The 25,280-nt window shown below is 39.8% G+C and carries 20 protein-coding genes; 5 read left to right on the top strand and 15 right to left on the bottom strand.

The window, feature by feature from the left end; genetic code table 11:
* The 7 genes from AC27GZ_RS04700 to AC27GZ_RS04670 form a co-directional block, all read right to left on the bottom strand.
* Entirely contained in the window at positions 1-2,184 is a 2,184-nt protein-coding gene (locus AC27GZ_RS04700) for an extracellular catalytic domain type 1 short-chain-length polyhydroxyalkanoate depolymerase (RefSeq protein ID WP_487093717.1), read from the bottom strand.
* A 157-nt stretch (positions 2,185-2,341) separates the two neighbouring features.
* A complete protein-coding gene (locus tag AC27GZ_RS04695) occupies positions 2,342-2,836 on the bottom strand; it encodes an arsinothricin resistance N-acetyltransferase ArsN1 family B (protein ID WP_487093716.1) in 495 nt (164 codons plus the stop codon).
* A gap of 15 nt (positions 2,837-2,851) precedes the next feature.
* Complete coding sequence (locus AC27GZ_RS04690; RefSeq protein WP_487093835.1) at positions 2,852-3,448, bottom strand: glutathione S-transferase family protein; 597 nt, start codon at positions 3,446-3,448, stop codon at positions 2,852-2,854.
* 120 nt (positions 3,449-3,568) lie between these two features.
* Positions 3,569-4,051, bottom strand: coding sequence for a methylated-DNA--[protein]-cysteine S-methyltransferase (locus AC27GZ_RS04685; protein WP_487093715.1), 483 nt, complete (start codon positions 4,049-4,051; stop codon positions 3,569-3,571).
* Entirely contained in the window at positions 4,048-5,427 is a 1,380-nt protein-coding gene (locus AC27GZ_RS04680; protein ID WP_487093714.1) for a DNA-3-methyladenine glycosylase 2 family protein, read from the bottom strand. The genes AC27GZ_RS04685 and AC27GZ_RS04680 overlap by 4 nt, the downstream gene beginning before the upstream one ends.
* Before the next feature lie 108 nt (positions 5,428-5,535).
* Entirely contained in the window at positions 5,536-5,892 is a 357-nt protein-coding gene (locus tag AC27GZ_RS04675) for a carboxymuconolactone decarboxylase family protein (RefSeq protein WP_487093713.1), read from the bottom strand.
* A 17-nt stretch (positions 5,893-5,909) separates the two neighbouring features.
* On the bottom strand, positions 5,910-6,692 hold the full coding sequence (locus AC27GZ_RS04670) for a 3-hydroxybutyrate dehydrogenase (protein WP_487093712.1): 783 nt from the start codon (positions 6,690-6,692) through the stop codon (positions 5,910-5,912).
* A 293-nt stretch (positions 6,693-6,985) separates the two neighbouring features.
* Here AC27GZ_RS04670 and AC27GZ_RS04665 point away from each other — a divergent pair, with 293 nt between their 5' ends.
* Both AC27GZ_RS04665 and AC27GZ_RS04660 read left to right on the top strand, forming a co-directional pair.
* Complete coding sequence (locus tag AC27GZ_RS04665) at positions 6,986-8,257, top strand: GGDEF domain-containing response regulator (protein WP_487093711.1); 1,272 nt, start codon at positions 6,986-6,988, stop codon at positions 8,255-8,257.
* A gap of 153 nt (positions 8,258-8,410) precedes the next feature.
* Positions 8,411-10,795, top strand: coding sequence for a Tex family protein (locus AC27GZ_RS04660; RefSeq protein ID WP_487093710.1), 2,385 nt, complete (start codon positions 8,411-8,413; stop codon positions 10,793-10,795).
* A 319-nt stretch (positions 10,796-11,114) separates the two neighbouring features.
* Here the strand turns inward: AC27GZ_RS04660 and AC27GZ_RS04655 are convergent, their stop codons facing one another.
* The 5 genes from AC27GZ_RS04655 to AC27GZ_RS04635 all read right to left on the bottom strand — a co-directional run bounded on the left by AC27GZ_RS04655 (position 11,115) and on the right by AC27GZ_RS04635 (position 18,555).
* On the bottom strand, positions 11,115-12,749 hold the full coding sequence (locus tag AC27GZ_RS04655; RefSeq protein WP_487093709.1) for a methyl-accepting chemotaxis protein: 1,635 nt from the start codon (positions 12,747-12,749) through the stop codon (positions 11,115-11,117).
* A 175-nt stretch (positions 12,750-12,924) separates the two neighbouring features.
* Positions 12,925-13,965, bottom strand: coding sequence for a DcaP family trimeric outer membrane transporter (locus AC27GZ_RS04650; RefSeq protein ID WP_487093708.1), 1,041 nt, complete (start codon positions 13,963-13,965; stop codon positions 12,925-12,927).
* Between the two features lie 422 nt (positions 13,966-14,387).
* Positions 14,388-15,764 (bottom strand): leucyl aminopeptidase family protein, encoded by a 1,377-nt coding sequence (locus tag AC27GZ_RS04645; protein WP_487093707.1) that lies wholly within the window; start codon positions 15,762-15,764, stop codon positions 14,388-14,390.
* A gap of 200 nt (positions 15,765-15,964) precedes the next feature.
* The gene (locus tag AC27GZ_RS04640) at positions 15,965-16,666 is read right to left on the bottom strand and encodes an exonuclease domain-containing protein (RefSeq protein ID WP_487093706.1); all 702 of its coding nucleotides are present in this window, start codon (positions 16,664-16,666) and stop codon (positions 15,965-15,967) included.
* Complete coding sequence (locus AC27GZ_RS04635) at positions 16,666-18,555, bottom strand: putative nucleotidyltransferase substrate binding domain-containing protein (RefSeq protein WP_487093705.1); 1,890 nt, start codon at positions 18,553-18,555, stop codon at positions 16,666-16,668. Before AC27GZ_RS04635 ends, AC27GZ_RS04640 begins: the two co-directional genes overlap by 1 nt.
* A 347-nt stretch (positions 18,556-18,902) precedes the next feature.
* Here AC27GZ_RS04635 and AC27GZ_RS04630 point away from each other — a divergent pair, with 347 nt between their 5' ends.
* The 3 genes from AC27GZ_RS04630 (at position 18,903) to AC27GZ_RS04620 (ending at position 21,493) form a co-directional block, all read left to right on the top strand.
* Entirely contained in the window at positions 18,903-19,151 is a 249-nt protein-coding gene (locus AC27GZ_RS04630; RefSeq protein WP_487093704.1) for a DUF4212 domain-containing protein, read from the top strand.
* Positions 19,152-19,153: 2 nt separating this feature from the next.
* Entirely contained in the window at positions 19,154-20,890 is a 1,737-nt protein-coding gene (locus tag AC27GZ_RS04625; protein WP_487093703.1) for a sodium:solute symporter family protein, read from the top strand.
* 162 nt (positions 20,891-21,052) lie between these two features.
* Complete coding sequence (locus AC27GZ_RS04620; RefSeq protein ID WP_487093702.1) at positions 21,053-21,493, top strand: hypothetical protein; 441 nt, start codon at positions 21,053-21,055, stop codon at positions 21,491-21,493.
* 91 nt (positions 21,494-21,584) lie between these two features.
* Here the strand turns inward: AC27GZ_RS04620 and AC27GZ_RS04615 are convergent, their stop codons facing one another.
* Genes AC27GZ_RS04615 through AC27GZ_RS04605 form a run of 3 tightly spaced genes read right to left on the bottom strand, consistent with a single transcriptional unit; the run spans position 21,585 to position 25,255 of the window.
* Positions 21,585-23,201, bottom strand: a complete 1,617-nt coding sequence (locus tag AC27GZ_RS04615; RefSeq protein ID WP_487093701.1) for a cation:proton antiporter domain-containing protein — start codon at positions 23,199-23,201, stop codon at positions 21,585-21,587.
* Between the two features lie 37 nt (positions 23,202-23,238).
* Positions 23,239-24,087: a nitrate- and nitrite sensing domain-containing protein gene (locus tag AC27GZ_RS04610; RefSeq protein WP_487093700.1), complete on the bottom strand. Its 849-nt coding sequence runs from the start codon at positions 24,085-24,087 to the stop codon at positions 23,239-23,241.
* A gap of 37 nt (positions 24,088-24,124) precedes the next feature.
* Positions 24,125-25,255, bottom strand: coding sequence for a methyl-accepting chemotaxis protein (locus AC27GZ_RS04605; protein ID WP_487093699.1), 1,131 nt, complete (start codon positions 25,253-25,255; stop codon positions 24,125-24,127).
* Positions 25,256-25,280 lie beyond the last annotated feature (25 nt).

Genomic DNA, 25,280 nt, shown 5'->3' with positions numbered 1-25,280 from the left:
TTATTGACAGCTGCCTACTTCGAAATAGTTATCTGCTGTTTCTGCTAAAGTGGTCGTATAGAACAAATTATATAAGCCCATATTTTCTCCTGAGCCAACGGCAAATGCGTAAATTCCATTAGTTGTAGCTCTATTAGCTTGTACGTGCGCATAGTTGCTTGCGGTTGTTTCTGAACACTCAATGATAGGATCAGGTGTGCTGTCACAAACATTGCCTATACCATCGTTGTCATTATCAGCCTGATCAGCGTTGGCGTCGTTAGGACAATTATCTTCGTCATCAACAATACCATCGTTATCAGTATCTAAAATTTCACCATCAGGTGTACTGTCACAAACATTACCTTGGCCATCACTGTCATTATCAGCTTGATCGGCATTAGCGTCGTTAGGACAATTATCTAGGCTATCAATAACGCCATCATTGTCAGTGTCTGTATTATTTGTACTACCACCAACGCACGCTTGAGTAGGACCTGCACAGCTAGGAGCACCATCAGCTATCCACTGACATTGATCTGTACCCGCGGCATATTCACGCATAGTAAATGCATCGCTACCAAACTCAAGATAACAAGCAGAGTAGCCTTCTCCCCATGTAATATGACCTTCATTGATGTGTAAGTTATAATCGCCTGTGACGCCAGCATCAATGGTAAAATCAATACTGTCAGTACTTGAAAGTGATGTTGTATCACTAGCGGTTACTGTGGCGGAGTTATTGCCTCCCGCTAGATTACATTGTTCTGCTGAGTATTGGTTGTTACTGATATTTGCAGTGACATTGCCATTAGCAAAGCTCACCACAACAGTGGTTAAGTTTTGGTTTACATCTATAACACTGCCCGTGATGGTTGCACATTGCCCAGCAACAAGGGCATTGATTCCTGATAAAGTTGGCGCGGTCGCGGCAGGCTCATCGCCAATACGTTGGTTGGCAGAGACACTATCGCCCTCTTTATTTTCATTATCGGTGCCAACGGCGGTAATTTTGTATAAGCCATCGGTTAAGATACTCGATGTGACTGTAAAAGCGTCATTTGCATCAAACGTTGATGTAGTTAGCGTTTCAACGAATATAGGAGTACCTGTGTCAATGGCCTCGATAGTAAGGGTCACAACACTGACACTGCCTTCTTCATCAATAGCCTTGCCGTTAATGATAAGTTGACTATTGCCAGCCGTAACCACAAAGTCACTGATTTCAGGGCCAGAATTTCTATCAACACGTTTATTATTATCAGCAAAAAATTGCCCTAAATAATCAGCGAAATTAATACTGTCATCAGCGATATAATCGCCAGATGCACCGGTACCACCAGACCACGAGTGATCTAAGTTATCAAACCAAAGCATGCTAACTCTATTATCAGTCCACAGTGTTTCAGAAGCCGTATGCCCGATACCATCAGATAAATTATTTGTACCGGGTAATTGATTCACGCCATAAACCGTCGCAAAACCATCAGCATTTTGTTGGTTATAACAAGTATTCACTGTGGTATCTGCGGTTCCGTGGCCTATCACAGCTATTTGAGTCTCAAAGTGACTTGAAGCCGTTCCAGCATAACCCTCACATCGAGACTTAAAGGTTGATGTTGACACTGTCTCACATGTGGTAATTGCACCATTTGAGCTGGTACCTATCGTTGGACCTGCACTTGGTGCAACACCTGCAAATACGTCAGGTGCTAAACAAGCGGTTTGAGCTGACATTGCCGCGCCTGATGATAAACCGGCAATATAAACTTGTTTCGGGTCTATTCCTCTTGTGGAATCTCCACTCATGGTGTTTGCTAAACTAATTAGGTTTTTATAATCGGCGGAGGTTCTTGAAACTGTACCCTGCCAATATGACCAGCAGCTATAACCCGCCTTATTCATAGAATCAGGAACAGCTATCACCATGCCATGATTTTCAGCAGCAGATTCCAGCTGAGCCGTTAAGTAGTTATTAATTGGTTGCACACAACCGTGCAGCACTATCAGTAATGATTTTCCATCACCAATACTGGAAGTAGTGTCAGGGGTATAAATGTGAACAGAGTTAAAGCCTCCAATACTAACATTTTGTTGCCAACTACCAGCAAACGTACTGGTAGAACAAAGTAGTAAAAGAAGACAAAACGGGGTTGTTAGTTTCGATTTAAAGTGCAATATTTTTGTTTTAATTATATGTTTCATAAAAAGCCTGTTTTATTTGTTTTTGTTTGACTTGTCCTAGTAATGCTTCTCCGTGCGAATGGTTTGTTGATTAAAATATCAACAAACACCAGTAGAGTAGTCAAAAACGAATAAAAAATAAGTGGCTCTTTAGTAGTATAAAAAGGAGCTTGATAGCTTAGTCAGTTAGCACTCGTTGCCAATAGCCAGTATCAAGCCATTGCTCAAACTTAAAGCCTACTTGGGTAAAGTGAGCAACTTGCGTCATAGCAAATTTTTCGTGAAGGGCGATGCTGGCCGGATTGGGCAGTGTGATTCCGCCAATTACCGTGTGCACCTTGAGTTGTTGTAACTGAGTAAATAATGTTTGGTATAACTGTGTACCTAGACCTTTTCCTTTCGCGTTAGGTGATAGGTATATGGTGATTTCCACATTATAACGATAGGCACTACGTGACTTCCAAGGAGAGGCATAAGCATAACCCATAACAGTGTTGTTTTGAGTAATGACTAGCCAAGGCAACTTTTGCTCAAGCACTTTGATGATGCGCTGTTTCATTTCATCAATACTGATGATTTCTTCTTCAAAGGTAACAACTGTATCGGTAATATAGTGATTATAAATTTCCGCTAGACGCGGTGCATCTTCAGTTGTGGCTGAGCGTATCATCATTTATGCCCTGCTCACTTAGTTCATACCGATATAGTTAGTTTGGTTTTTTATTCTACTTAACCAAGCTGAAATAGCCGGATAATCTGTTAAGTCAAAGCCACCTTCGTCGGCTACATGCGTATAAGCATATAAGGCAATGTCGGCGGTAGTTAGGCTTTTACCTATAAGATATGGTGTTTTAACTAGCTGGGCTTCCATCACGTCGAGGGCTTTATAGCCGCCTTGATGTTTGCTTTCATAATCAGCTTTTCGATCATCCGGTAAGCCTAAATATTTAGCAATAAAACGAGCTACAGCGATAAAGGGCTCATGGCTATATTGCTCAAAAAATTGCCATTGTTGTACTTTAGCAAGCTCAAAAGTGTCTGTGGGAAGAAGGTGAGAGCCAGCGGCTAAATAATTTAAAATGGCATTAGACTCAGTTAAATACTGGCCGTTTGGTAACTCTAGAAGTGGAATTTTTCCATTGGGATTTTTCGCAAGAAATTCTGCTTGTGTCGTTTCACCCGCTAAAATATCAATATCAAGCCATTGATGCTCAATCGCTAAAAGGCTACATAATAGTTTGATTTTATAGCAGTTCCCTGATTTTATATCGCCATAAACTTTTATCATTACTACTCCTAAACAATTCAATTAGCGTAATAAATTACAATAAAGCCCAGCCATTGGCAAAGTTTATAGAGGCAACTTGAAGTAGGTGTACGTTCAATTTAGTTATGGTGAATTTTCTTACTGTTGTAGTTCAAATTCTAATAACCAAGCTTTTCTATCTAAGCCGCCTGCATACCCTGTTAAGCTGCCACTTTTACCTATGACTCGGTGACATGGAATAATAATAGCAATAGGATTTGCACCATTGGCCGCACCTACTGCTCTCACTGCTTTTGGGTTATTCATCAGTTCTGCTTGTTGGCTGTAATAGCAGGTTTCTCCATAAGGTATTGTTAAAAGTGCTTGCCAGGCTTGCTGTCGAAAAGGCGTGCCTTGTGGCGCTAAAGGTAAATTAAATGCCTTTCGCTCGCCAGCAAAGTATTGCATTAGTTGTTGTCTGGCAGCGAGTGTAATGGTGTTTGTCTGTAGTCTTTGCCGGTTGTCTATCTTAAGCTCTCTGAGCTTATCAATAAACTCAACTCGAATGAGATTTTCATGGTTGGCAAATATGCCTATTTCACCAATGGGAGTGGATAAAAAGCTTGCAAAAACCGTCGTCATAATAAATTCCAAACATGAAAAGTGAGATATGATTGCCAAGGCGAGGCACTTTCGGGGTTCAATGTAATACTGTGTTGGTTTAGTGCTTTTTTAACACCAAGATCGCCCCCTAACCATATATTAGGCGCACTTAAGCCACGCATTTTTATATAATCGACCGTCCAAGGGCCAACACCTTTTATTGACATGTATTTATCTGGTGAGGCGTGCGGGTGATCCACCATAAATTGTGCAAAACGCAATAAAGTTTCTCGCCGTGCTGCGGGCATTTTTAATTCGCATAAATCACCTTGAAGAAGATCTGTTGGCAAGGGAAAAAAGCTTAATTTACCCTGCTTTTGACCATAATGCTCCACCAAGGTAGCGACTAGTTTTAGCGCGCCAGCAACAGAGATTTGTTGACCTAAAATTGCTCTGACACCGGCTTCAAATAAATTCCACGTGCCCGGTAATCGCAAGCCAGAACAATAACCTTCAGTAAAGCCAGGTAAGCTTGATAGTTGGTGATCAATTGTATCTATAGATGCATCTAAATCTAGAATTCGGCGAATATTTCTGACCACAGGCATTAAGTAATTAATGTCATCAAGGCTAATGCTGACTTCAAAACCATGCTTGTCACTCATATGCTGAGCGTTAAATTGCCCGTATATTACCGTGTTCTTGTCAGTTAACCAGGTAAAGGTCCTGCCATAGCTATGCGCTGATATTTGTTCTATTGGAGAAATAGCTCTGCGCTGTAAAAAATCTCTAAGCTGTGCCCAGGCATAAGGTGGACGATAACTTAAAAACAGTGTGATTGTTTTCGTTTCAGAGGCTTCATATAGTGTTTTCCTCAAACTAGAGGGGGTTAATTTTAATTTTGTTTTAAAGCAATCATTGAATCGACGCAGACTATTAAAACCAGCGGCAAAGGCAATTTCGGTTATGCTCATGCGCGTTTGTTGTAATAATGTTTTGGCAAACATTAACTGTTGATGCTGAGCATAATTTTTCGCACTGGTACCGAGATTCTCTTGAAATAGTTTATTAAGATATCGACTGGAAATACCTAATCGCTCGGCTAAATAGCTGATACTGTGCGAGGTAAGTGCTCCTTCGTTAATTAGCGACAACGCTCGCTTAAAGCTAGTGTTTTTTCCTTGCCAAGCAAACGAGTCTGGCGCTGCATCGGGGCGACACCGTAAACAAGGTCTGTAGCCATGGCTAGTTGCCGCAACCGAGGTTGAGAAGTACTCAACATTTTGCTCTTTCGGTGCTGGTGCCGGGCAAATGGGTCGACAGAAAATGCCTGTGGTTTTGACAGCAACAAAAAATTGGCCATCAAAACGGGCGTCACGTGACAGTCTCGCTTGTTGATATTGTTGCTTGTCCATTTGCTGTGTTTGCTAAGAAGTTATTTACTCAGTGTAATGGTAAATTCTTAGCAACACTAGCCAGATTCGGAATTGATAGTTTACTTGTTGGTATGCGAAAAAAGTTTATTACTTGAGTATTTCTTTCGCTGCTCGAAAGGCTTCTTGCGCTGCTGGAGCGCCACAGTATACTGCGCTATGTAGTAATACCTCACGTATTTCTTCGGGGGTGGCTCCGTTATTAATTGCACCTCGAATATGCCCTTTAAGCTCTTGTGGTGCTTTTAGTGCGGCTAACATTGCGATGGTGATGAGACTGCGTGTTTTTAAATCTATCCCCCCGCGCTGCCAAGTTGATCCCCACCCATGCGCATTGATGTACTCTTGCATAGGTTGGGTAAAGCTGTCGGTGTTATTTAGCGCTTTATCAACAAAGTCATGTCCCATGACTTGTCGTCGAATTTGCTCGCCCTTTTGTACTGTCATTACGATACCTTTTAAAATTATTGCGCAGTCCAAGCACCGTCCATAGGTAATGAAGCGCCTGTAATACTGCGCGCGCTGTCACTACATAGGAATAAAATAAATTCACCAATTTGACGAGGGTCCATCATTTCAGGTAATGGCTGCTTAGCCGTCACTAAATTATATTTGGCTTGTTCAAAATCGACCTGCTGTTTTTCAGCGATATCATTGATTTGATTGTTAATCAATGGGGTATCAACCCAACCCGGGCAAATCGAATTAGCGGTAATGCCTTGTTCTGCACACTCTAAAGCGACTACTTTAGTCAAACCAACAATGCCATGTTTTGCGGCGACATAAGCGGCTTTATTTAACGAGGCGACTAAGCCATGTACTGAAGCGATATTGATAATACGTCCCCAGCCTTTTTCTTTCATACCGGGTAGAGATTTTTGAATAGTATGAAACGCTGCGGTTAAATTGATAGCAATAATGGCATTCCACTTATTTTCTGGAAAAGTATCAACACCCTCAGTATGCTGAATACCAGCATTGTTAATTAAGATATCGATGCTGCCCATGTCATCTTGCGCTTTAGATATTAGTGCATCAATCGCTTGAGACTCCATTAAATTAGCATTATCAAAGCGGGTTTTTATATTGTATTTATTGGCGAATTCTGTCGCTAAAGCCTCACCTTCAGAATCACTCATTAAACCGTGTAATACTAAATTAATCCCTTGCTCTGCTAATACGTGAGCCGTAGCTAAACCAATCCCGCTAGTGGAGCCAGTTATTAGCGCTGTTTTGTTCTTTAACATCTTTTTTCCTATTTCATTTTTCAAAGCGACTTGAAAGCCTAGTGAGCGTAACTACTGCTATTTTTGAGCAACGCGTAGCAAATCCATTTAATGTAAGGTTTGCACACTAACACTCTTTGGCTAGTAACTTATTATGAGGAGTTATCAGATACCTTAACGCAATTTAAGGTGGTTTTATTTAGCACCTTAGTACCAGTGACTTAGTTCCAGTGAGTATTGGTGATTAAACTGGCAGAAATATATTTTTCATCCATACTTAAATAATTACTATATTTCAAAGAGAAAGCTGTTAAATGAAGACATTGATCGTTGAACCTTCTAAAACTTACCGTTTATTACTGAGTGAGTTTTTACAAGGTTTTGCTATTAGCGCGAAAGAAGTCAGCAATGGTGTTGATGCGCTAGATAGTGTTGAAGAGCACCAATTCGATCTCATTTGTATAGCGATGCACTTGCCAGACATGCAAGGTGTTGAATTGGCAAAAAAGATAAGAAGCATTAAGCGATTCGAACAGTCTATTATCATTATTTTTTCAAGTGAACAAAGCCAAGAAAAGCTTGCTAAAGCTAAAACAGCGCAAGTGAACTATATTTGTCAAAAAATGGCGCTAGATAAGCTTAAAACTCTGTTTGCTCATATAACCCAAGATGAACTGGTGTCATGCGATGATTCAAGCCATATTCTGCTAATTGAAGATAACCTCTCACAGGCAAGAGCCACCATGTGTATGCTTGAAGATATGGGGCTGACAGTTGACCACTATACCAGTGCTGAAGCTGGTTTTGATAGTTATCTAGAGCACCATTATGATCTGGTCTTGCTTGATATCGTCTTAGAAGGAAAGAAAGATGGTATTGATTTAATTGAAGATATTAAAAGCTTACCGGATGAAAAAGCCTTTACCCCTATCCTTGCCATTTCGGCAACCATGAATGATAGCCAGCGAATTCATGCGCTGAAAAAAGGTGCTAATGACTTTATTAATAAGCCTTTTATACAGGCAGAGCTGTCAGCTAGATTAAAAAATCTTTTATTAACTCAGCGACTTTATCAACAGGTGAAAGCGCAGAAGCACGCATTAGAGAAAATGGCCATGACAGATCAGTTGACAGGTCTGTACAACCGACATTTTTTACTGCCTTATATTAAAAAGGCGCTGAGTTCAGCACAGCGTTACAACTACCCATTATCGATTGTGATGATAGATTTAGATAAGTTTAAGCTGATTAATGATGAATTAGGCCATAATGCGGGTGATAAATTATTGTGTGATATTGCCGAGGTATTAAAAGAAAACTGCCGTAATGAAGATGCCGCTATTCGTTTGGGCGGAGATGAATTTTTACTCGTATTACCACATTGTTCAATTGAGCAAGCCAAGCTAAAAACAAATACCCTTCGCGAAGCTATTTTTGCGTTGCCGCCAAGCAGTCATCAAACTTCAGCCAGCTTTGGTTTAAGCTCAACGGAGGAAGGCAACTTTATTTTTGAGCAACTTTTCTCTATGGCTGATGTTGCAGCCTATCAAGCAAAAATGAAAGGTGGCAATGAAATTTGCTATTAATTGTTAATTGATAAAGAGACTTTCTGATATAATTGCCAGCATAGTGTAAACAGGTGTATTAAGCCTACTGTATTCGTTCAACCTAAACATTACTCGTTGAATTGTAGGAATAAATACTTAAAACCTAGTCAACCAATGTTGGAATATTAGTTAATGTCAGCAATTGTCGAACAAATTTCTCAAGAACTTAACGTAAAACCCTGTCAAGTTAGTGCCGCAGTCGCTTTATTGGATGATGGTGCGACAGTGCCATTTATTGCCAGATACCGTAAAGAAGCAACACAAGGTTTAGATGATAATCACTTGCGAGAATTGGCTGCCAGACTAAGCTATTTACGCGATTTAGAAGCGCGTCGTCAGGTTATTCTAACCAGTATTAAACAGCAAAATAAATTAACAGAGTCACTCGCTAAGCAGATTGCTAGCGCAGATAATAAAACTCATTTAGAAGATTTGTATTTACCTTTTAAACCTAAGCGTCGCACAAAAGGGCAAATTGCTATTGAAGCAGGTATAGAGCCGTTAGCGAATAAATTATTTAACCATTGGCAATTAAATCCTGAGCACGAAGCAGAGGCCTTTATCAATATTAAGGCGGGTTTTGGTGAGGTAAAGTCGGTGTTAGAAGGAGCAAGTGCTATTCTAGCTGAGCGATATAGTGAAGATGCTAACTTATTGCAAAAGCTCCGTCATCATATGCTCAAACAAGCGCATTTAACGAGTAAGCTAGTCAAGGGACAAGAGCAAGCCGCGGCAAAATATCGCGACTATTTTTCACATAGTGAGAAGTTAAAAACTGTGCCATCACATCGTATGCTCGCCATGTTACGTGGGCGTAATGAAGGGGTACTGCAGTTAAGTATTGATGTTGATCCTGAACAAGATAAACCTGCTATCTCGAGTGCAGAGCAATTGATCAGCGAACATTTAACCCTGCGTTGCTTTGCTCAAAGAACACCACAAGCCGCTGATTTCTTAACTAATACAGTACGACTGGCTTGGAAAAGCAAGTTAAGTGTGAGTTTAACTAATGCGTTGTTAGCCCAGTTGCGAGAACAAGCGGAATTGCAGGCGATTAAGGTCTTTGCTGAAAACTTATCAGACTTACTGATGGCTGCACCTGCAGGTGCGAAAGTCACCTTAGGTTTAGATCCTGGCCTGCGTACCGGTTGTAAAATTGCCATTGTTGATGCTACAGGTAAGCTCTTACATACCACCACCATTTTTCCACATGCGCCCCAAAACCACTGGGATAAATCAGTACGTACTTTAGTGAATATTTGCCGACAACATAAGGTTGAACTTATTGCTATTGGTAATGGCACAGGCTCACGTGAAAGCGATAAGTTAGTGACTGATGTCATTGCTAAACTTATTGAAAATGGCTTAGCTAAACCTAAAAAAATGGTGGTGAGTGAGGCGGGGGCATCGGTTTACTCTGCTTCTGAACTTGCAGCAAATGAATTCCCATCACTTGATGTATCACTACGGGGTGCAGTGTCCATTGCTAGACGTTTACAAGATCCTTTAGCGGAGTTAGTTAAAATTGATCCCAAAGCTATTGGTGTAGGGCAATATCAGCATGATGTCAGTCAAAGCCAGTTAACAAAAAGTTTAGATGATGTGGTTGAAGATTGTGTGAATGCGGTTGGCGTAGATTTAAATTCAGCCTCTGCTGCTTTATTAACACGCGTTGCAGGCTTAAATAAAACCATGGCCAATAACATTGTGAGTTTTCGAGATGAGCAAGGCGCTTTTACCAATAGAAAGCAACTGAAAAAAGTAGCGCGATTAGGGCCGAAAGCCTTTGAGCAGGCTGCTGGCTTCTTACGTATTAGTGGTGGCGACAATCCGTTAGATCAAACAGCTGTTCACCCTGAGACTTACCCTATTGTTGAAAAACTTATTAAACAGCTACAACTTGATAATGTGAGTTCACTGGCTGGGCATGAAAATTTACAACAAGTCAATATTGATGAGTTAGCAACAGAGCAGTTTGGTGAAGTTACTATTAAAGATATTCTGACTGAGTTGGCTAAACCTAGTCGTGATCCAAGGCCTGAATTTAAAACTGCTAATTTTAGTGAAGGCATTAACAAAATCGATGATCTCGTGATAGGTATGGTATTAGAAGGGGTTGTGTCTAATGTTGCTAATTTTGGCGCCTTTGTTGATTTAGGTGTTCATCAAGATGGGTTAGTACATATTTCTTCGATGACAAACAAATTTATTAGCGATCCGCGAGAATTGGTCAAAGCGGGAGATATTGTGAAAGTGAAAGTCACCGAGGTTGATGTTGACCGCAAACGTATTAGTTTAACCATGCGTTTAGATGATGAAACCACAGGTAAGCCAAGTGGTAGAATGTCTCAGCAAGCTAGTCATGATAGGGTGAATACTCAGCATAAAACCAAGCAACACCATAATAAAGGTAATAAACCTCATCATAAATCTCAGTCAAATCAAAAACCAAGAAAAGTTGAAAATGCGGCAATGGGTAACGCTTTTGCGGATGCATTTGCTAAGCTGAAAAAATAAAAAGCAATTATTTTAAAAAAATGGTTGACGATACAAATAAGAATGATTATCATTTACTTGTTGGTTAGGCAAGTGAACGCTCTCTCACACGTATAATCAACAGATACCAACTGAATGAACCACACTCAGCGTGAAAAAGGTACTTCTTTTGGTATGAGGCAGGTAGCTTAGTGATTATGCTTCAGGACACATGATCACTAAGTTCCTTCTCACCTCTTTATTGTACGATTCAATTTTTTCCCGTTGAATCAACGAAACTTTTTGATGGTTTAGCCAGTATCTACAATAGTTACTGGCTTTTTTTTTGCTCATAATAAAGCTAGAACTTAAAGCGACTTAGCACTTCTGACATATTGTTACTGCTTGATTTTAATTGAATACTTGCTTCATTTAACTGTTCAGATGTTAGTAAAGAGTCATCAGTCATATTTGATAAATCATTAATACGTAAATTGACCTCATCAGCTGCTTGTGATTGTTGCTCGGTAGCACGGGCAATTTGTGTATTCATTTCTAGGATTAACTCCATAAGTTTATCTATTTCAGACAAAGAATCATCGGCTTTATTGGCTTGTTCAACAGTTTGGCTAGAGATATCTTGGCTTAACTTCACCGCTGAAACGGCTTCTTGTGCGCCGGATTGCAGTTTTTGAATCATTTGTTGAATTTCATTGGTACTTTGTTCTGTTCTATTAGCTAACGTACGAACTTCATCGGCTACTACAGCAAAGCCCCGTCCTTGTTCTCCAGCTCTAGCTGCTTCAATGGCGGCATTCAAAGCTAATAAATTGGTTTGCTCAGCAATACCGTGAATAACATCCAATACCGAGCCTATATTATCACTTTCAGCCGCAAGGCTTGCGACAACTTCTGAAACACTATTGATGTTACTTGAAAGTGACTGCATTTGATTTATGGTATTTGAAACAATTTCTTTACCTTGGGAGGTGTTGCATCGAGCGTTGTTGGCTGCACCTTCAGCAGCATTGGCATTATCACTCACATCGCGTATTTGAGAGGTCATTTGTTCCATAGCCGTAGCAACTTGAGTAGTAATGTCGTTTTGGCTTTGTGTTAACGCTTGCGCTGCTTCACTACCACTAGCAACCGTTTGTGCATGGCTAAGTACAATGTCTGAGTTGCTGGCAACATCACGTAATGAGTCTCGAATTTTCTGGGTGAACTGATTAAAATAATGCGCTAAACGAGATACTTCATCACGGGCATTATGATTTAATATGCGTGTTAAGTCTCCTTCACCGTGGGCAATATCTTTCATCAGGTTAGAGGCTTCATGGGTTGGTACAATAATACTCTTACCAATGAAATAACCTAGCGTGATAATAAGTAAAGTTAAGATGAATGCATAGGTTAATTGTGTATTGCGCTTTGAGGCAAAGATATCATCAATATCATCAATATAAGTACCTGAGCCAATAATCCATTGCCAAGGTGAGAAGCCTTTCACAAATGAAATTTTATCAACAGGCTCATCAACTCCGGGCTTTGGCCATTTATAGGGTACAAAGCCCTCGCCTTTTTCTTTAACCACGTTCACCATGTTGATAAATAGTGCTGTGCCGTCAGGATCTTTCACACCGCTGATACTTTGGCCATTGAGTGATGGTTTGATTGGGTGCATGATCATGTTGGGGGAAAAGTCATTTACCCAAAAGTAATTGTTGCCATCGTATCTTAGGGCTTTTAATACCTCGATAGCTTGTTGCTTGGCTTGCTCTTCGTTTAACGTTCCAACAGTTTGCTGTTGATGAAAGTGCTGAATAACACCGTATGCAGCCTCAACAACTTGTTGATTAGCCGTATATTTTTGTTGCAACAATAATTGGTATGCTTTCGATAAACTGATGGCGCTAAGTGCCACCATACCGATCGCAACAATGATGAGAATAAGTGCGAAGCGTTTTTGGATTGAGTATTGTCTTAGTAAGTCCATATATGTTTTCAACTAGCTGTGATTTTAACTTTAGTTTAGTACAGATATCTAAAAAAACTATGGGTGGGAGCTTTATTGAAATAATAAAAAAGGGGAAGCAAAGCTTCCCCATAAAATAACCTCGATTGGAGGTTAACTAACGCAAGATGGTAAATAAGCGTAAATTTCTTTTCGCTTAAAGTACGTATTTAAATGATAGTTGTCCGTACATAGAAGAGGCATCGCTATCGGCCATGTCAAACTGACCTAGTTCAACACCGTAAGATAATTGCTTCGTTAAGTTAGTGAAGATATTTACACCCCAATGAGTGCGATCTGCATCACTTAAGTCTGTAGTGATGTTACCGTAGAAGATTGAACTACGTGTATCTTTTGTCCAGAAATGACGATAAGACGCTTTAAATGCTAGTGTTTCTTCGGCTTCACCGCCCACTAAGTCACTTGCCGCCGCGACACCCACATAACGACCTGTATTACCGCCGTGAATTTGGAAGCGTACATCATCTTTACCGAAGGTTTTGATGCGACCTGCAACAGAGTAACCAAGCGCAGTTTCGTTGTTATCAGCATCAACACTTAATTGGCGGAATAACGCTGCCACAGAGACATTACCCCAATCACCTTTAAAGGTGTATTTACCAATAACATCAGGTAACGAGTCATTAGCTGCACTACCACCTGTTGTTTCAGGGTTTTCTAATGCTACTTGGAAGTTACCCATGGTATAACGAATTTGTGCGTTACGTACGAAAGCTTCAGCCACCATAGGGCCACCAAAATCAGCGGTTTCAGTTAAAGCGCTGGTGTTCATAAACGTGGTCCAAGTTTGACCAACCGTTAAGCCTTTATAGCTGATAGTTGCATGACGTAATCTTGGGTTCAAACCATTGGTGTATGCTTCACCTGTACCTTGGCCACCGTAAAAATCCATTTCAATGAAACCTGTGACATCACCATGGACATATTTTGTATTAAAACGTGATTCATTAGCGAGTAATTTAAACGATGATTGATCATCAACAACAGAACCAGTACCTATCCAGAAGTCACGGTAGCCAACATCACCGCTGGTGTAACGAGCATCGACTTTTATAAAGCCACCAAAGGTTAGTTTGTCATTATCTGATAGGTCAAAGGTGTAGCCGGCATTAGCTGCGCCAGCTGCTGTGAGTAAGCCAGTTGCTAGTAATAATTTACTCTTTTGAAATTTAAACATTATGTATCCCCACTTTGTCTGCCGAAGCAGTTGATTTTTGTTATTTGCTATGTTTTTTAATTAGAGCTCTATGTCTCTTTTGTTTTTATCTATCATTTTTAAATGATGATTAATTTTTATTCAGATAATAAAGTAGAATTAATCATCGGATAAAGGAATTAGACCTAAGTCTAAGAAGGCAGGGTTTTGAGGTAGACTTTAGTCTAGTTATTGAAATGTAATCTATTATTTCACTGTGAAAGTGATGCTATCTAGCCTAATAAATGATTGATATTGCAATTACAGTACATAAAAAAGTACTTCCAACAGTTTGCATGAGATGAACTGTAGCAATGATACTTTAAGATGAAGTGAAGGCAGCAAAGGCATAGGTAATATTGCCTTTGCTGAGGTTTAATTATTTAGATGTTATAGAGCAGAGCTTATTGATATCTTGCTTGTAGGTAATCAAAAACAGCGCGAATACCAAAAGCTTCTCCCCCTAAAGGACGCCCTGAAAGCGCACGGACATTAAAAGCCATAATATCAAAATGTACCCAATCAATATCCTGTTCAACAAATCTTTGTAGATATAAGGCGGCAGTAATTGCGCCCCCAAAAGGGCCTGTTGAGCAGTTGGTCATATCGGCAATGGTACTTTTGAATAAATCTTCATAAGGCTCATACAAAGGCATACGCCACACAGGATCACTAATTTTGTTGCCAGCTTGAGTAATGCCTGTGGCGACTTCATCACTGGTTGAGAAAAAGCCGGGCAGCTCTGTTCCTAAAGCTACACGCATAGCACCGGTAAGGGTGGCAAAATCTATAATTAATTCAGGATTAGTTTGGCAAGCTTCACATAGAGCATCACCTAATACTAAGCGACCTTCGGCGTCAGTGTTATCTATTTCAACCGTCAAACCTTTACGTGTGGTAATAACATCACCGGGCCGTAAAGCATTACTTGATACTGAATTTTCTACCGCGGGGATTAGTACTCTCAGGTTCACTGGTAATTGATGAGACATAATGAGTTGTGCTAAACCAAGTACATGAGCTGAACCGCCCATGTCTTTTTTCATGTTGCGCATACCTGCAGCAGGTTTAATATCGAGGCCGCCACTATCAAAACAAACGCCTTTACCCACTAAGGTAACTTTAGGGTGCTTTTCATCACCCCAGCTAAAGTCAATAAGACGAGGTTGATTAATACTAGCGCGACCAACTGCATGAATAGTTGGGTAATTAGTCAGTAGCAGCTCATCACCAATAATTTGTTTTATTTTGCCGCCAAACGTATCCACTAAGTATTGTGCAGTATCACCTAAGTTAACAGGCATCATGTCACTGGCAGGTGTGTTAACTAAATCTCGCACTAAGGCGGTTGCTTGTGCGTATTTGGTTGTGCTTTCAACGAGTGCTTGATCTTGTACCGCTAAACTTGGCAAGCTTTTATCTGCTTGACTGGTTTTATAGGCAGAAAATTTATAGGCGCCCACTAACCAACCAAAGCATATCGCTTGTTGGTGTTCAGCGGCAGCTTTCAGTAAATATTGCCCTACAGGTAATTGCGTGATCAAATCGCCACAAGCAAAATAGTGATGAGCATCTTTAACTACAAACAGGGCTGAATTGATGGCGTTTTCATCAGGCGCTGAAAAGTTAGGTATTAAGGCTAAACCGTCACCACCATAATTGATTTGTTGTAACCAATGTTGGCTAGTTTGGCTTTGTTCTTTTAACCACTGTGGGTAAGCCGATTTTTCAATAACGACAAGTGGTGTACCCGTAGTTTCTGAATTTATTAGTGAGTTCATGGATTGCCTTGATAGAGGGGGAAGCATGGCTTTTATTGTAACCTATGCACCAGGGGATGAGAACTCTCTATTAGGGTCGGAGTAAATCACCCTTCGACTGCTCGTACCTTGAGCTCAGGGCAAGCGGAGATTCAGGGGTAGGATAAGTGGAGTTTCAGGATATATACCTCAGACCCGTTTTCCCTGAGCTGGTCGAAGGGTTATAAAATTAAATCTTTCAGTTGGATTTTATCGGCTTTAGGCTTACTTTTGATTTGTGCAAGTAATAACTCGGCTGTGGCAATGGCATCGTTAAGGGCATTATGGCCATGGTGAGCGGGTAAATCATATTTATGTCGTAAGTTTGGTAAACGTAATTCCGATGGATCGTACGCCACATCACGTTTATCTAATTGCCGTTTAGCGATTACTAAAGTATCAATGATTGGAAACTCAGGTGCCATGCCATAAAGTAAAATACAGGCTTGCGTTAAAAATTGCCGCTCAATACGCGCGAAGTGCACTAGCATGACTTTCCCCGCTAATGCCTTGAGTAGTACTTCAATCACTGTTCTTAATTTCTCTCCTCGATCTTTTTGTTCATCAGTAATGTGATGAATTATAACGTTACTTTCTTCGAGTTGTTGTTTGGTTTTAATCACTTGATGGTAACAAGTATTGAGTTTGATTTGCTCCTGTTCCATGGCAACAAAACCAACGCTAAGTAATTTGTCTTCTATTGCGTCTAGGCCGGTTGTTTCAAAATCAAGCGCTAACATCGGGACTTTATGAATGGGGGTGTCTAGTGCAGGAAAAGGTACAGATAAAAAATCTTTTAGCGCACCTTCAGGGGCTTTTTTTAACAGCCGTTTACGTTTTGCCTCATAGCCGGCTAGATAATGTACAAGTGAATTGAGCACCATTAGAAACTTGCCTGCCTTGAGTCTTGTAACGTTTTTATCACCTTAAAGGCGTCTTTTAAATGCTCTCTTTCTAACTTTGAAAGATCTTTGGGTGACAAGTAATTATCAGCCTCCTGCCCACTCATGAGTTTTTTGGCTTGATGCTTCACCCGTAGAATACCTAAAAACGCATAGGCATCGAGAAGGTTTTCAGCGGAAGACTTGGTGATTGCTGATGTGCCTGCTGCTTGTTGAATACGTTCAATAGTATTTACTGCACTTATGCCTTGGGAAAGCGCATAAATTCGAGCCAGATCGACAATAGGGGCAATACCATTATGTTTTAAATCGAGAGTCGCTTTATGTTTGCCATTTTGCTTGAGGACAAAGTCTCTGAAAAAACCAAGTGGTGGCCTAAGTCCTAAGGCATTCTTTGATAAATGGGCAATAAATAAACTATTGTTTTTCGTTTTTGATAAGACATTGGTACGCACGGCTTCAAGGAGTGATTTATCACCAAAGATAGTATCTAAATCAAAGAAGACACTGGAGTTCAGTAGAGCTTTGGGATTGGGAGTATCAACCCAGCCGTTAAAGTATTTTTGCCAGACTTTCACTGGTTGTCGCCATTTAGGGTTGGTGGCCATAATATCGCCGGGACAATAGATAAAGCCACACGCGGCTAAACCATCACAGACAAAGTGTGCGAGGTTTTCAAACCAAGCATCATCATAGGGCTTCATGGAGTCACAAATGATAATGGCATTGTCCTGATCTGAATGAGCAAGTTGTTCCTGCCTTGCCTGTGAGCCAGCCGCTAGCCATGCGTAAGGAACAGGCGCAGTACCATACTTTTGTTCGGCCATTTCAATTAATCGTTTGGTAAATGCCATGGTGATAGCGCTGACACTTTTGCCGACATGATCTGCACTAGCACCCAGCTTGGCTAACCGTATTTGTAATTTAGGGAGTAAATTACTGATTTCTTTCAAGTCATCAATACTTTTCGCTTTACGAATAATGCTCGAGAAATTGACGGCATTATGACCTTCATTATTCATCAAGTCAGTCACGGTAATCATACCCACTACTTCACCTTGTTTGGTTACTGGCAAGTGATGAATATGCTTTGCGGTCATTGCCATGAGGGCATCATAAGCATTACTTTTGATGTCTATGGTATTCATATCACGCGTCATGATTTCACAAATACTGGTGGTGATAGGTAATCCTTTCGCAACGCATCGGCGTCGTATATCTTTGTCTGTGACTATACCCACCGATTTGTTGTTATCAAGGACAACTAGGCAAGAGAATCCTTGCTCGGTCATTTGCTGTGCTGCTTCTTGTATAGTTTTACTTGCGTCTACACCTGCAACGGGAGCGTGGTAAAAGTTGCTGACAGAGGTGTTCATTAGTGTCGAAGAAATAATGGCATCTTCATTAATTTTCGACATTTTTTGTTTAAGGCGATCAGCGGAGTTATTGCTAAAGTAATCACTAATACTTGGGTATTTATCGCCAATGTCACGTAATACTTCACTGTCTAGGCTGTAAACTAAACAGTCTTCATCAGCCTTGATTGTTCGCGGCTTAGCGAGCACATCGTTATGTTTGTTTTTTGGGTAAAGTGCTTGCTTGCAAAATTCAGTGCATAAGTCCCCTTCGCCAAATCGAGCAATTAATTCGCCATCCTCAGAGCCATCAGTGGCAGCAAGGCAGCTCATGGCACCTTTACGTAATATGTACAGTCTTGGCTCAGATATTCCTTTGGGAGGCAAGGTTTCTTCGCGTCTTATGTAGTTAATACTCAATTCACGAATAATACGCGATAGCGCCGGCGTAGGTAGGCTGTCGAAAGGTGGAATACTTTGAATAAAACTCGAAATTTCAGAAAGTTCTGTATCCATAATGGTGTCCTAAAGCTAACGTCCGGTTTGAGCGCAAAGGTGTAAGTTGCCCATAAAAACATTGAAAGTTAATGAGCTACTAAGATAGTTCTAATTTAGAGTTGTCAACTAGCACAGTCAACAGTAGAGCTGGCGATCTAGACTAAAGTTTAATACCCGAAAAAAAAAAAGCTTGTTAGATTGTTTAATAGTTAAAGTTGAATATGGATTTTTGCCACTGCAGTTTGCAGCCTTTGGGGAAAATCTATATCCATACTTTTACTGATAATTATTACTAAATAAAAAGGCCTAATAAAAATACTCACACTAATGTGAAATAAAGGTCATAACGTCGCTAGGAGACTATTGTGGAAAATAAAGAAACCTATTGGTCGGAGAATCTTCGCCTAATCTTTATATGTCTTGCAATCTGGTTTGCAGTTTCATTTGGGTTAGGCTTGTTACTTGTAGAGCCACTGAATGCAATTCGTCTAGGTGGGTACAAACTTGGTTTTTGGTTTGCACAGCAAGGTTCAATTTACTCATTTCTTGCCTTAATTTTTTGGTATGGCGCCAAAATGAATAAGCTTGATCAAAAATATCACGTGGAGGATTAAGCATGGATGAGTTAAAACTATATACATATATCGCTGTATTCGGCACCTTCGCTTTATATTTCGGTATTGCTTGGTGGGCTCGTGCAGGTTCAACGAGTGATTTCTATGTAGCGGGTGGTGGTATTACACCATTTCAAAACGGTATGGCGATTGGCGCTGACTGGATGAGTGCGGCGTCATTCATTTCAATGGCAGGTTTAATTGCATTCTTAGGCTACGGTGGTTCTGTTTTCCTTATGGGTTGGACCGGTGGCTATGTATTACTAGCCATGTTACTTGCTCCTTACATGCGTAAGCATGGTAAATTTACTGTTCCTGAGTTTATCTCTGATCGTTATTATTCAAAAACAGCACGTATTGTTGCTGTAGTTTGTCTAATCATTGCGTCAGTGACTTACGTTATCGGTCAAATGAAGGGTGTCGGTGTTGCATTCTCTCGCTTCTTAGAAGTTGATTATGACTTTGGTCTAGTGATTGGTATGGTAGTTGTTTGGGTTTATGCTGTACTTGGTGGTATGAAAGGTATTACTTATACGCAAATAGCTCAGTACTGTGTAATGATTTTTGCATACACTATTCCAGCGGTATTTATTTCACTACAACTTACCGGTAACCCAATTCCACAATTAGGTTTAGGTAGCACGTTAGCTGATGGTAGCGGTGTTTACTTACTAGATAAATTGGATATGGTGGTTACTGATTTAGGCTTTAAAGAATATACTACGGCTAATTTAGGCGGTACATTAAATATGTTCGCTTATACTATGTCTCTTATGATCGGTACTGCGGGTCTTCCTCACGTAATTATGCGCTTCTTTACTGTACCTTCAGTACAAGCAGCACGTCAGTCTGCAGGTTATGCATTAATTTGTATCGCATTATTATACACAGTTGCTCCAGCGGTTGGTGCTATGGCTCGTTTCAATTTAATGAACACTATTGAGCCAACAGCAGGTGAAAACCTTGTATATGACGAACGTCCACAATGGTTCAAAGACTGGGAAAAAACAGGTCTACTGCAATTTGAAGACAAAAATGGCGATGGTAAAGTACAGTACACTGCAGATACAGCAACCAATGAAATGGTTAAAGTTGACCGTGACATTATGGTACTAGCTAACCCTGCAATCGCTAACTTACCAAACTGGGTTATCGCGTTAGTGGCAGCAGGTGGTTTAGCCGCAGCACTATCAACAGCTGCTGGTTTGTTATTAGCAATATCCTCATCAGTATCCCATGATTTAATGAAAGGGGTCTTTGTTCCGGATATGACGGAGAAAAATGAGTTACTTGCTGGTCGTATAACCATGACGATTGCCATCTTATTTGCAGGTTACTTAGGTATGAATCCGCCAGGATTTGCCGCTGGTACGGTTGCGTTAGCCTTTGGTTTAGCAGCATCAAGTATCTTCCCTGCGCTAATGATGGGTATCTTCTCTAAGAAGATGTCTGGTAAAGCGGCTATTTCAGGTATGATTGCTGGTATCGGTGTAACTATGCTTTATGTATTCCAACACAAAGGCATTATGTTTATCCCAGGTACGTCATTCTTAGGTGGTATGGGTGAGAACTGGTTCTTTGGTATTTCACCAAATGCATTTGGTTCAGTTGGCGCATTAGTTAACTTTGGTGTAGCGTTTGCCATGCTTAAAGTGACTGGTCCAGCTCCATCTGAAATACAAGATATGGTTGACCATATGCGTTTACCAGGTAAAACTACTGCAGCTCACGCTCACTAAAATGATGAGTTTGATATTTGACCATTAAGTATCGAACCTATCAAAATTGAATAAAAGGCTAGTCGACTCTTACTTTGTAACATGTTGTCTAGCCTTTCTTTTTCAGCACAGATTTGTTCTAATTACTTTAGATAAGACAATAATTTTAAAAAGAAATTTAATATGAATAGACACCTTAAAGTTGCTTTTATGGTTGCTCCTTTTTTGGCTTTGTTAGGCTATATTGGTGCAGATATATATGATGAAAATCAAGCATTAAAAGAAAAAGTAATTCAGCTCGTGCCAGAAGGTCATTGTGATATTATTAATCAAAGCTGTATTCTGAAATCAGGCGAATTTAAAGTAAATATTTCTGATGAAGCGGGTGTGACGGAAGTAAATTCGACCTTTCCATTAGATAGTGCAACGCTGTTTCTAGTTGATAAAGAGGATAAAATGTCTCCTTATCCCCTTGGCATGCAAAAAAGTCCTTATTATTGGGAAAGCCCAACACATTTACGTAATGTGGCTAGTAAAAAAGGCGATAGTTATAAGCTACGTTTGATTGCTAAAATTAAGGGTGGCCAATATATCGCTGAATTTTATACACAAACAACCAAGTAATGATATCTCATCATTAAACCCCTCAAAATCGAGTTAATTACGGATCTGGTTTTAGCTTTGTATTCTTAATTGAAACATACTCTGAGCCTTGTTACTCAAGTGGTTTAGTTAATAAAGTACTCTGTTGCACTAGCAATGAGGCTGTTTCACGTTGTGCATGAACATAGGCTTTAATCGGTAGGTGAGCTAATTGCTCCCGTTCCTCTAATGAATTGATATTAACAATTAATTTAGCATGGCTAAAGTACTCGATAATCGATTCGCAAATAAGTACTTTTGAGCCGATAGTATTCACTGTGACAATAATACTGCTTGATTGCTCTACCTTAAGTGATTCTTGCACTGGTAGCTTATCTAAATGTCCAAAATAAGCAGAATATCCTTTCTGCCTTGCTAAAAGCACATGCTGCAGGTTGTCTGAAATAATGACAAAAGGTGCATTTAGTTTCAGCAGCTCTTTAGCAACAATACGTCCAAGTACATCAAAACCACAAACAATACAGTGGTCCTTGGCCTTGATAGGGGTAATTTTGTCCGATTCAAAAAACTCAGTGACAAAAAGAGCTGCTATTTTATAAATATTGTTCACCATGAATGGGGTAATTAGCATAGACGAGACACTGATTAAAATCATAATGTCTATTAATGGTGCTTCAATAAGTGACTGCTTACTGGCAAGGGCAAAAATAGCAAAAGAAAACTCGCCGACTTGGCATAAGGCAAGAGCAGACTTTATCGCGTCGCTTTTATTACTTTCTTGACGAATTAAAAGGTACACGACTAATGCTTTTATTAGCATTACGAGCGCTAAAATAGCTAAAACTATATGAACATTTTCTAGAAAATAGCCAAGATCAATATTGCTGCCGATAGAAAAGAAAAACGCACCTAATAACAAATCTTTGTATGAAGCAATATCTGACTCAACCTTCATATGAAAGTTCGTTTCGGCAATGATCATACCGGCTATAAAGGCGCCTAGTGAATAGGTGAAACCTAGGTGATGTGCGATTATTGACGAACTGAGTACTATGGTAAGTACTGAGCCTAAAAAGATCTCTTCCATTTTAGCTTTAGTGGAAAAGTGCAAAAGCCAATTAATAAGGCGCTTACCTAAGGTAAACATAAAAACAATCACTAAAATTGCGTAAATCAGCGTGTTTGTCAGTACATCTATTATTGGTAAGTCATCATTCGATAAAAAGCCGAGTAATAATAAAATAGGAATGACGGCTAAATCTTGAAAAATCAATATTGCCATCGATTGTTGACCATAAGGAGTAACAATATCTTTAGATTTTTTTAAATATGTTAGTACTATAGCGGTAGACGACAAACTAAACGCTAGGGCAATGATAACCGCAGGTGTGAGGGCAATAGCAAACAAATAATAACAAGCAGCAAAGATGATAATTGCGCTTGAACAAACCTGTATGGCACCATTTATAAAAATAGCTTTTCGCAGTTTTTTTAACTTAGGCACAGACATTTCAAGGCCAATGGTAAACATTAAAAAAACAATGCCGAACTCACCAATTAACTCAAGTGACAGCTGATTTTCATCAATGGTTTTAGTGAAAAGGCCGCCAACTAATGCGCCCGTAATGATGTAACCGACAATGTGAGAAATAGATAATTTCGTCAATATAATATTGATAATGCTTGAAATAGCTAAAGAAATAACAATGATGGTTAGCAGAGAATCCATATTTAGTTTCTTTCACCTTTAATAACTTTACAATGCATTACCTAATGACTCCTAACACGTCACTAATTTGCATTAATTGGTGTTCGAAAACATCATCGATTGATTTAATGACAGAGCTGGCTTGGTCAAAATACTCTTGCGGGTTAATTGTAACCTTCTCATGGCTAAGCAATTCATGTTCAATGGTTTTTATCAATGCTTGTGCATGAGTTTGAGCGGTGCTGATTAACTGGTTATGTTGTAATTGAAATTGCGGCAAACTATATAGGTCGTTTAATACTTTACCGATTACTTCACTGATTTGTTGCTGTAAAAAACTCAACCGAATGTTATCGATACTGGAGCAAACGGTTTGTGTGGCAACACCTACTCCGATAGCTCTTGCTTGTCCGATCAATTCGGTGACATTAATAACTTCTCGCCATACATAACCCGCTTGTGGAAACTGGGGTAAGAATTGCGAAAATAACAACCCCTTCTCAGCTTCATCTTCCACTAAATATAATAAGTTGCTGATTAACTTGGTATGCTGAGCAAAGCTATTTTCTGAACTTGTTTTTATTTCACCGTTACCCAGGCGCTGCCAATGCTCAAGAAAGCTCTGCCAACGTTCATTATCATCTAAAGTACTACTGCTGTTACTGATACTGTTTTTAATGTTTCGCCTAATCGTGTTGATTTGATTAAGAGTGCTTTTGTCACCGTTTAAGTACGCCGATGTCATCCCTCTATGTTGCTGGATTAAAAAGATGATTTTTTTAATGCTGGTAACGTTATTCAACCCTTGTTGCTGTGCTTTACGTTTATTTTTCTTGGCAATATTAAATTGCAAAGAAAATATAATGAGTAGTAGGATTATCGGTAAAATTATTTGATAAAAGTTCATAAAGGTCTCAGTAATTGTTGGGTTAATAACTGCAGATTTAGTTAGTTAGCTCTCTTAAATGTTCGGCGACCAGTTCAGCTTGTATGGCAGTATTGGCGTTGGCTTCTGAGCTTTGAACGACTTTCTCAATATGTTGTGATATTTCTTCGGTCGCTAGGGCTTGCTGCTCAGCGATTACAGATACAACTTCTGTTTCTTGTTGTACTGAATCTGTTGCTAAGGCAATAGAACTTAAATTCTCTTTAACACTTACCGCTTTCTCATTGCAGATATTGGTTTTTTCAACAACACATTTCATGTGCTCAACAGTTTCATTGCTTTTATTAAGGACCATGCTGATTTTGTTGGCGATATGGTCACTTGATTGATGGGTACTTATGGCTAAGTTCCTCACCTCTTCTGCGACGACTGCAAATCCTCGACCAAAACTACCTGCTCTCGCTGCTTCAATAGAGGCATTTAATGCCAGTAAATTGATTTGGGAAGAGATAGTTTGAATGGATTCTGTGATCAAGGTTACTTCTTGAGCAAGTTTATCGAGGGCATGCATTCCTTCTTGTGTTTGCGTCGTCACATCAGTGACCTCCGCAATTGATTCTGTTAGCGCATTAATTTGATTTTGACCATTTTGAGCGGTGTTATTAGCCTCTTGGGCTAAAAGGTGAGTGGCCGAAATTTTGTCACTAACTTCACAAATCGATTGATTCATCTCTAATATTGCTGAAGCGGTTGAAGAGGTTGCGTCAAATTGCTTTTTCACATTATTTGATACACTTTGCGCGGTTTCTATAACTTGTGTTGCAGAATGCCCCACTTCTTTTAATTGATCTTTTTGTTGATTGTTAATGCGCGTTAATTCACGAAAAGAGAGTAAGAGCGGCAGAATGGTATTTTCTGACAATAAGGTATCAAACTTTAAAGTACGATAGTCAAAATCTTCGGGGTTGAAGTTATTGATTAGCTGGTTAAATTGCAGTAATTGGTTGGAGAGAATTACGGTTAATCCCGTAAATAGATAAGTAAGTATGATAGCAAATATTATGATGCCTGCGCTGTTAGTGGCGAGCACAACACCAATGAACACTAACATTAGGGTGACGAAAAAGGCGAGGGTGAACTTAATACCCAGTAATCTGACTAAATACGTTATAGGTAGAAAGACTATCATAATGCCTCTACATAGTTATTTGTTA

The organism is Colwellia sp. SU-HH00943 (assembly GCF_057546125.1).
The sequence above is the reverse complement of the archived record's forward strand: the minus strand, read 5'-3'. Positions and strand labels throughout refer to the sequence as shown.

Coding starts and splice junctions, on each gene's coding strand:
- AC27GZ_RS04680 (WP_487093714.1), bottom strand. CDS start 5,427: ATGGACAAGCAACAATATCAACAAGCGAGACTGTCACGTGACGCCCGT.
- AC27GZ_RS04675 (WP_487093713.1), bottom strand. CDS start 5,892: ATGACAGTACAAAAGGGCGAGCAAATTCGACGACAAGTCATGGGACAT.
- AC27GZ_RS04695 (WP_487093716.1), bottom strand. CDS start 2,836: ATGATGATACGCTCAGCCACAACTGAAGATGCACCGCGTCTAGCGGAA.
- AC27GZ_RS04660 (WP_487093710.1), top strand. CDS start 8,411: ATGTCAGCAATTGTCGAACAAATTTCTCAAGAACTTAACGTAAAACCC.
- AC27GZ_RS04685 (WP_487093715.1), bottom strand. CDS start 4,051: ATGACGACGGTTTTTGCAAGCTTTTTATCCACTCCCATTGGTGAAATA.
- AC27GZ_RS04635 (WP_487093705.1), bottom strand. CDS start 18,555: ATGGATACAGAACTTTCTGAAATTTCGAGTTTTATTCAAAGTATTCCA.
- AC27GZ_RS04650 (WP_487093708.1), bottom strand. CDS start 13,965: ATGTTTAAATTTCAAAAGAGTAAATTATTACTAGCAACTGGCTTACTC.
- AC27GZ_RS04620 (WP_487093702.1), top strand. CDS start 21,053: ATGAATAGACACCTTAAAGTTGCTTTTATGGTTGCTCCTTTTTTGGCT.
- AC27GZ_RS04640 (WP_487093706.1), bottom strand. CDS start 16,666: ATGGTGCTCAATTCACTTGTACATTATCTAGCCGGCTATGAGGCAAAA.
- AC27GZ_RS04625 (WP_487093703.1), top strand. CDS start 19,154: ATGGATGAGTTAAAACTATATACATATATCGCTGTATTCGGCACCTTC.
- AC27GZ_RS04665 (WP_487093711.1), top strand. CDS start 6,986: ATGAAGACATTGATCGTTGAACCTTCTAAAACTTACCGTTTATTACTG.
- AC27GZ_RS04670 (WP_487093712.1), bottom strand. CDS start 6,692: ATGTTAAAGAACAAAACAGCGCTAATAACTGGCTCCACTAGCGGGATT.
- AC27GZ_RS04655 (WP_487093709.1), bottom strand. CDS start 12,749: ATGGACTTACTAAGACAATACTCAATCCAAAAACGCTTCGCACTTATT.
- AC27GZ_RS04605 (WP_487093699.1), bottom strand. CDS start 25,255: ATGATAGTCTTTCTACCTATAACGTATTTAGTCAGATTACTGGGTATT.
- AC27GZ_RS04615 (WP_487093701.1), bottom strand. CDS start 23,201: ATGGATTCTCTGCTAACCATCATTGTTATTTCTTTAGCTATTTCAAGC.
- AC27GZ_RS04610 (WP_487093700.1), bottom strand. CDS start 24,087: ATGAACTTTTATCAAATAATTTTACCGATAATCCTACTACTCATTATA.
- AC27GZ_RS04700 (WP_487093717.1), bottom strand. CDS start 2,184: ATGAAACATATAATTAAAACAAAAATATTGCACTTTAAATCGAAACTA.
- AC27GZ_RS04645 (WP_487093707.1), bottom strand. CDS start 15,764: ATGAACTCACTAATAAATTCAGAAACTACGGGTACACCACTTGTCGTT.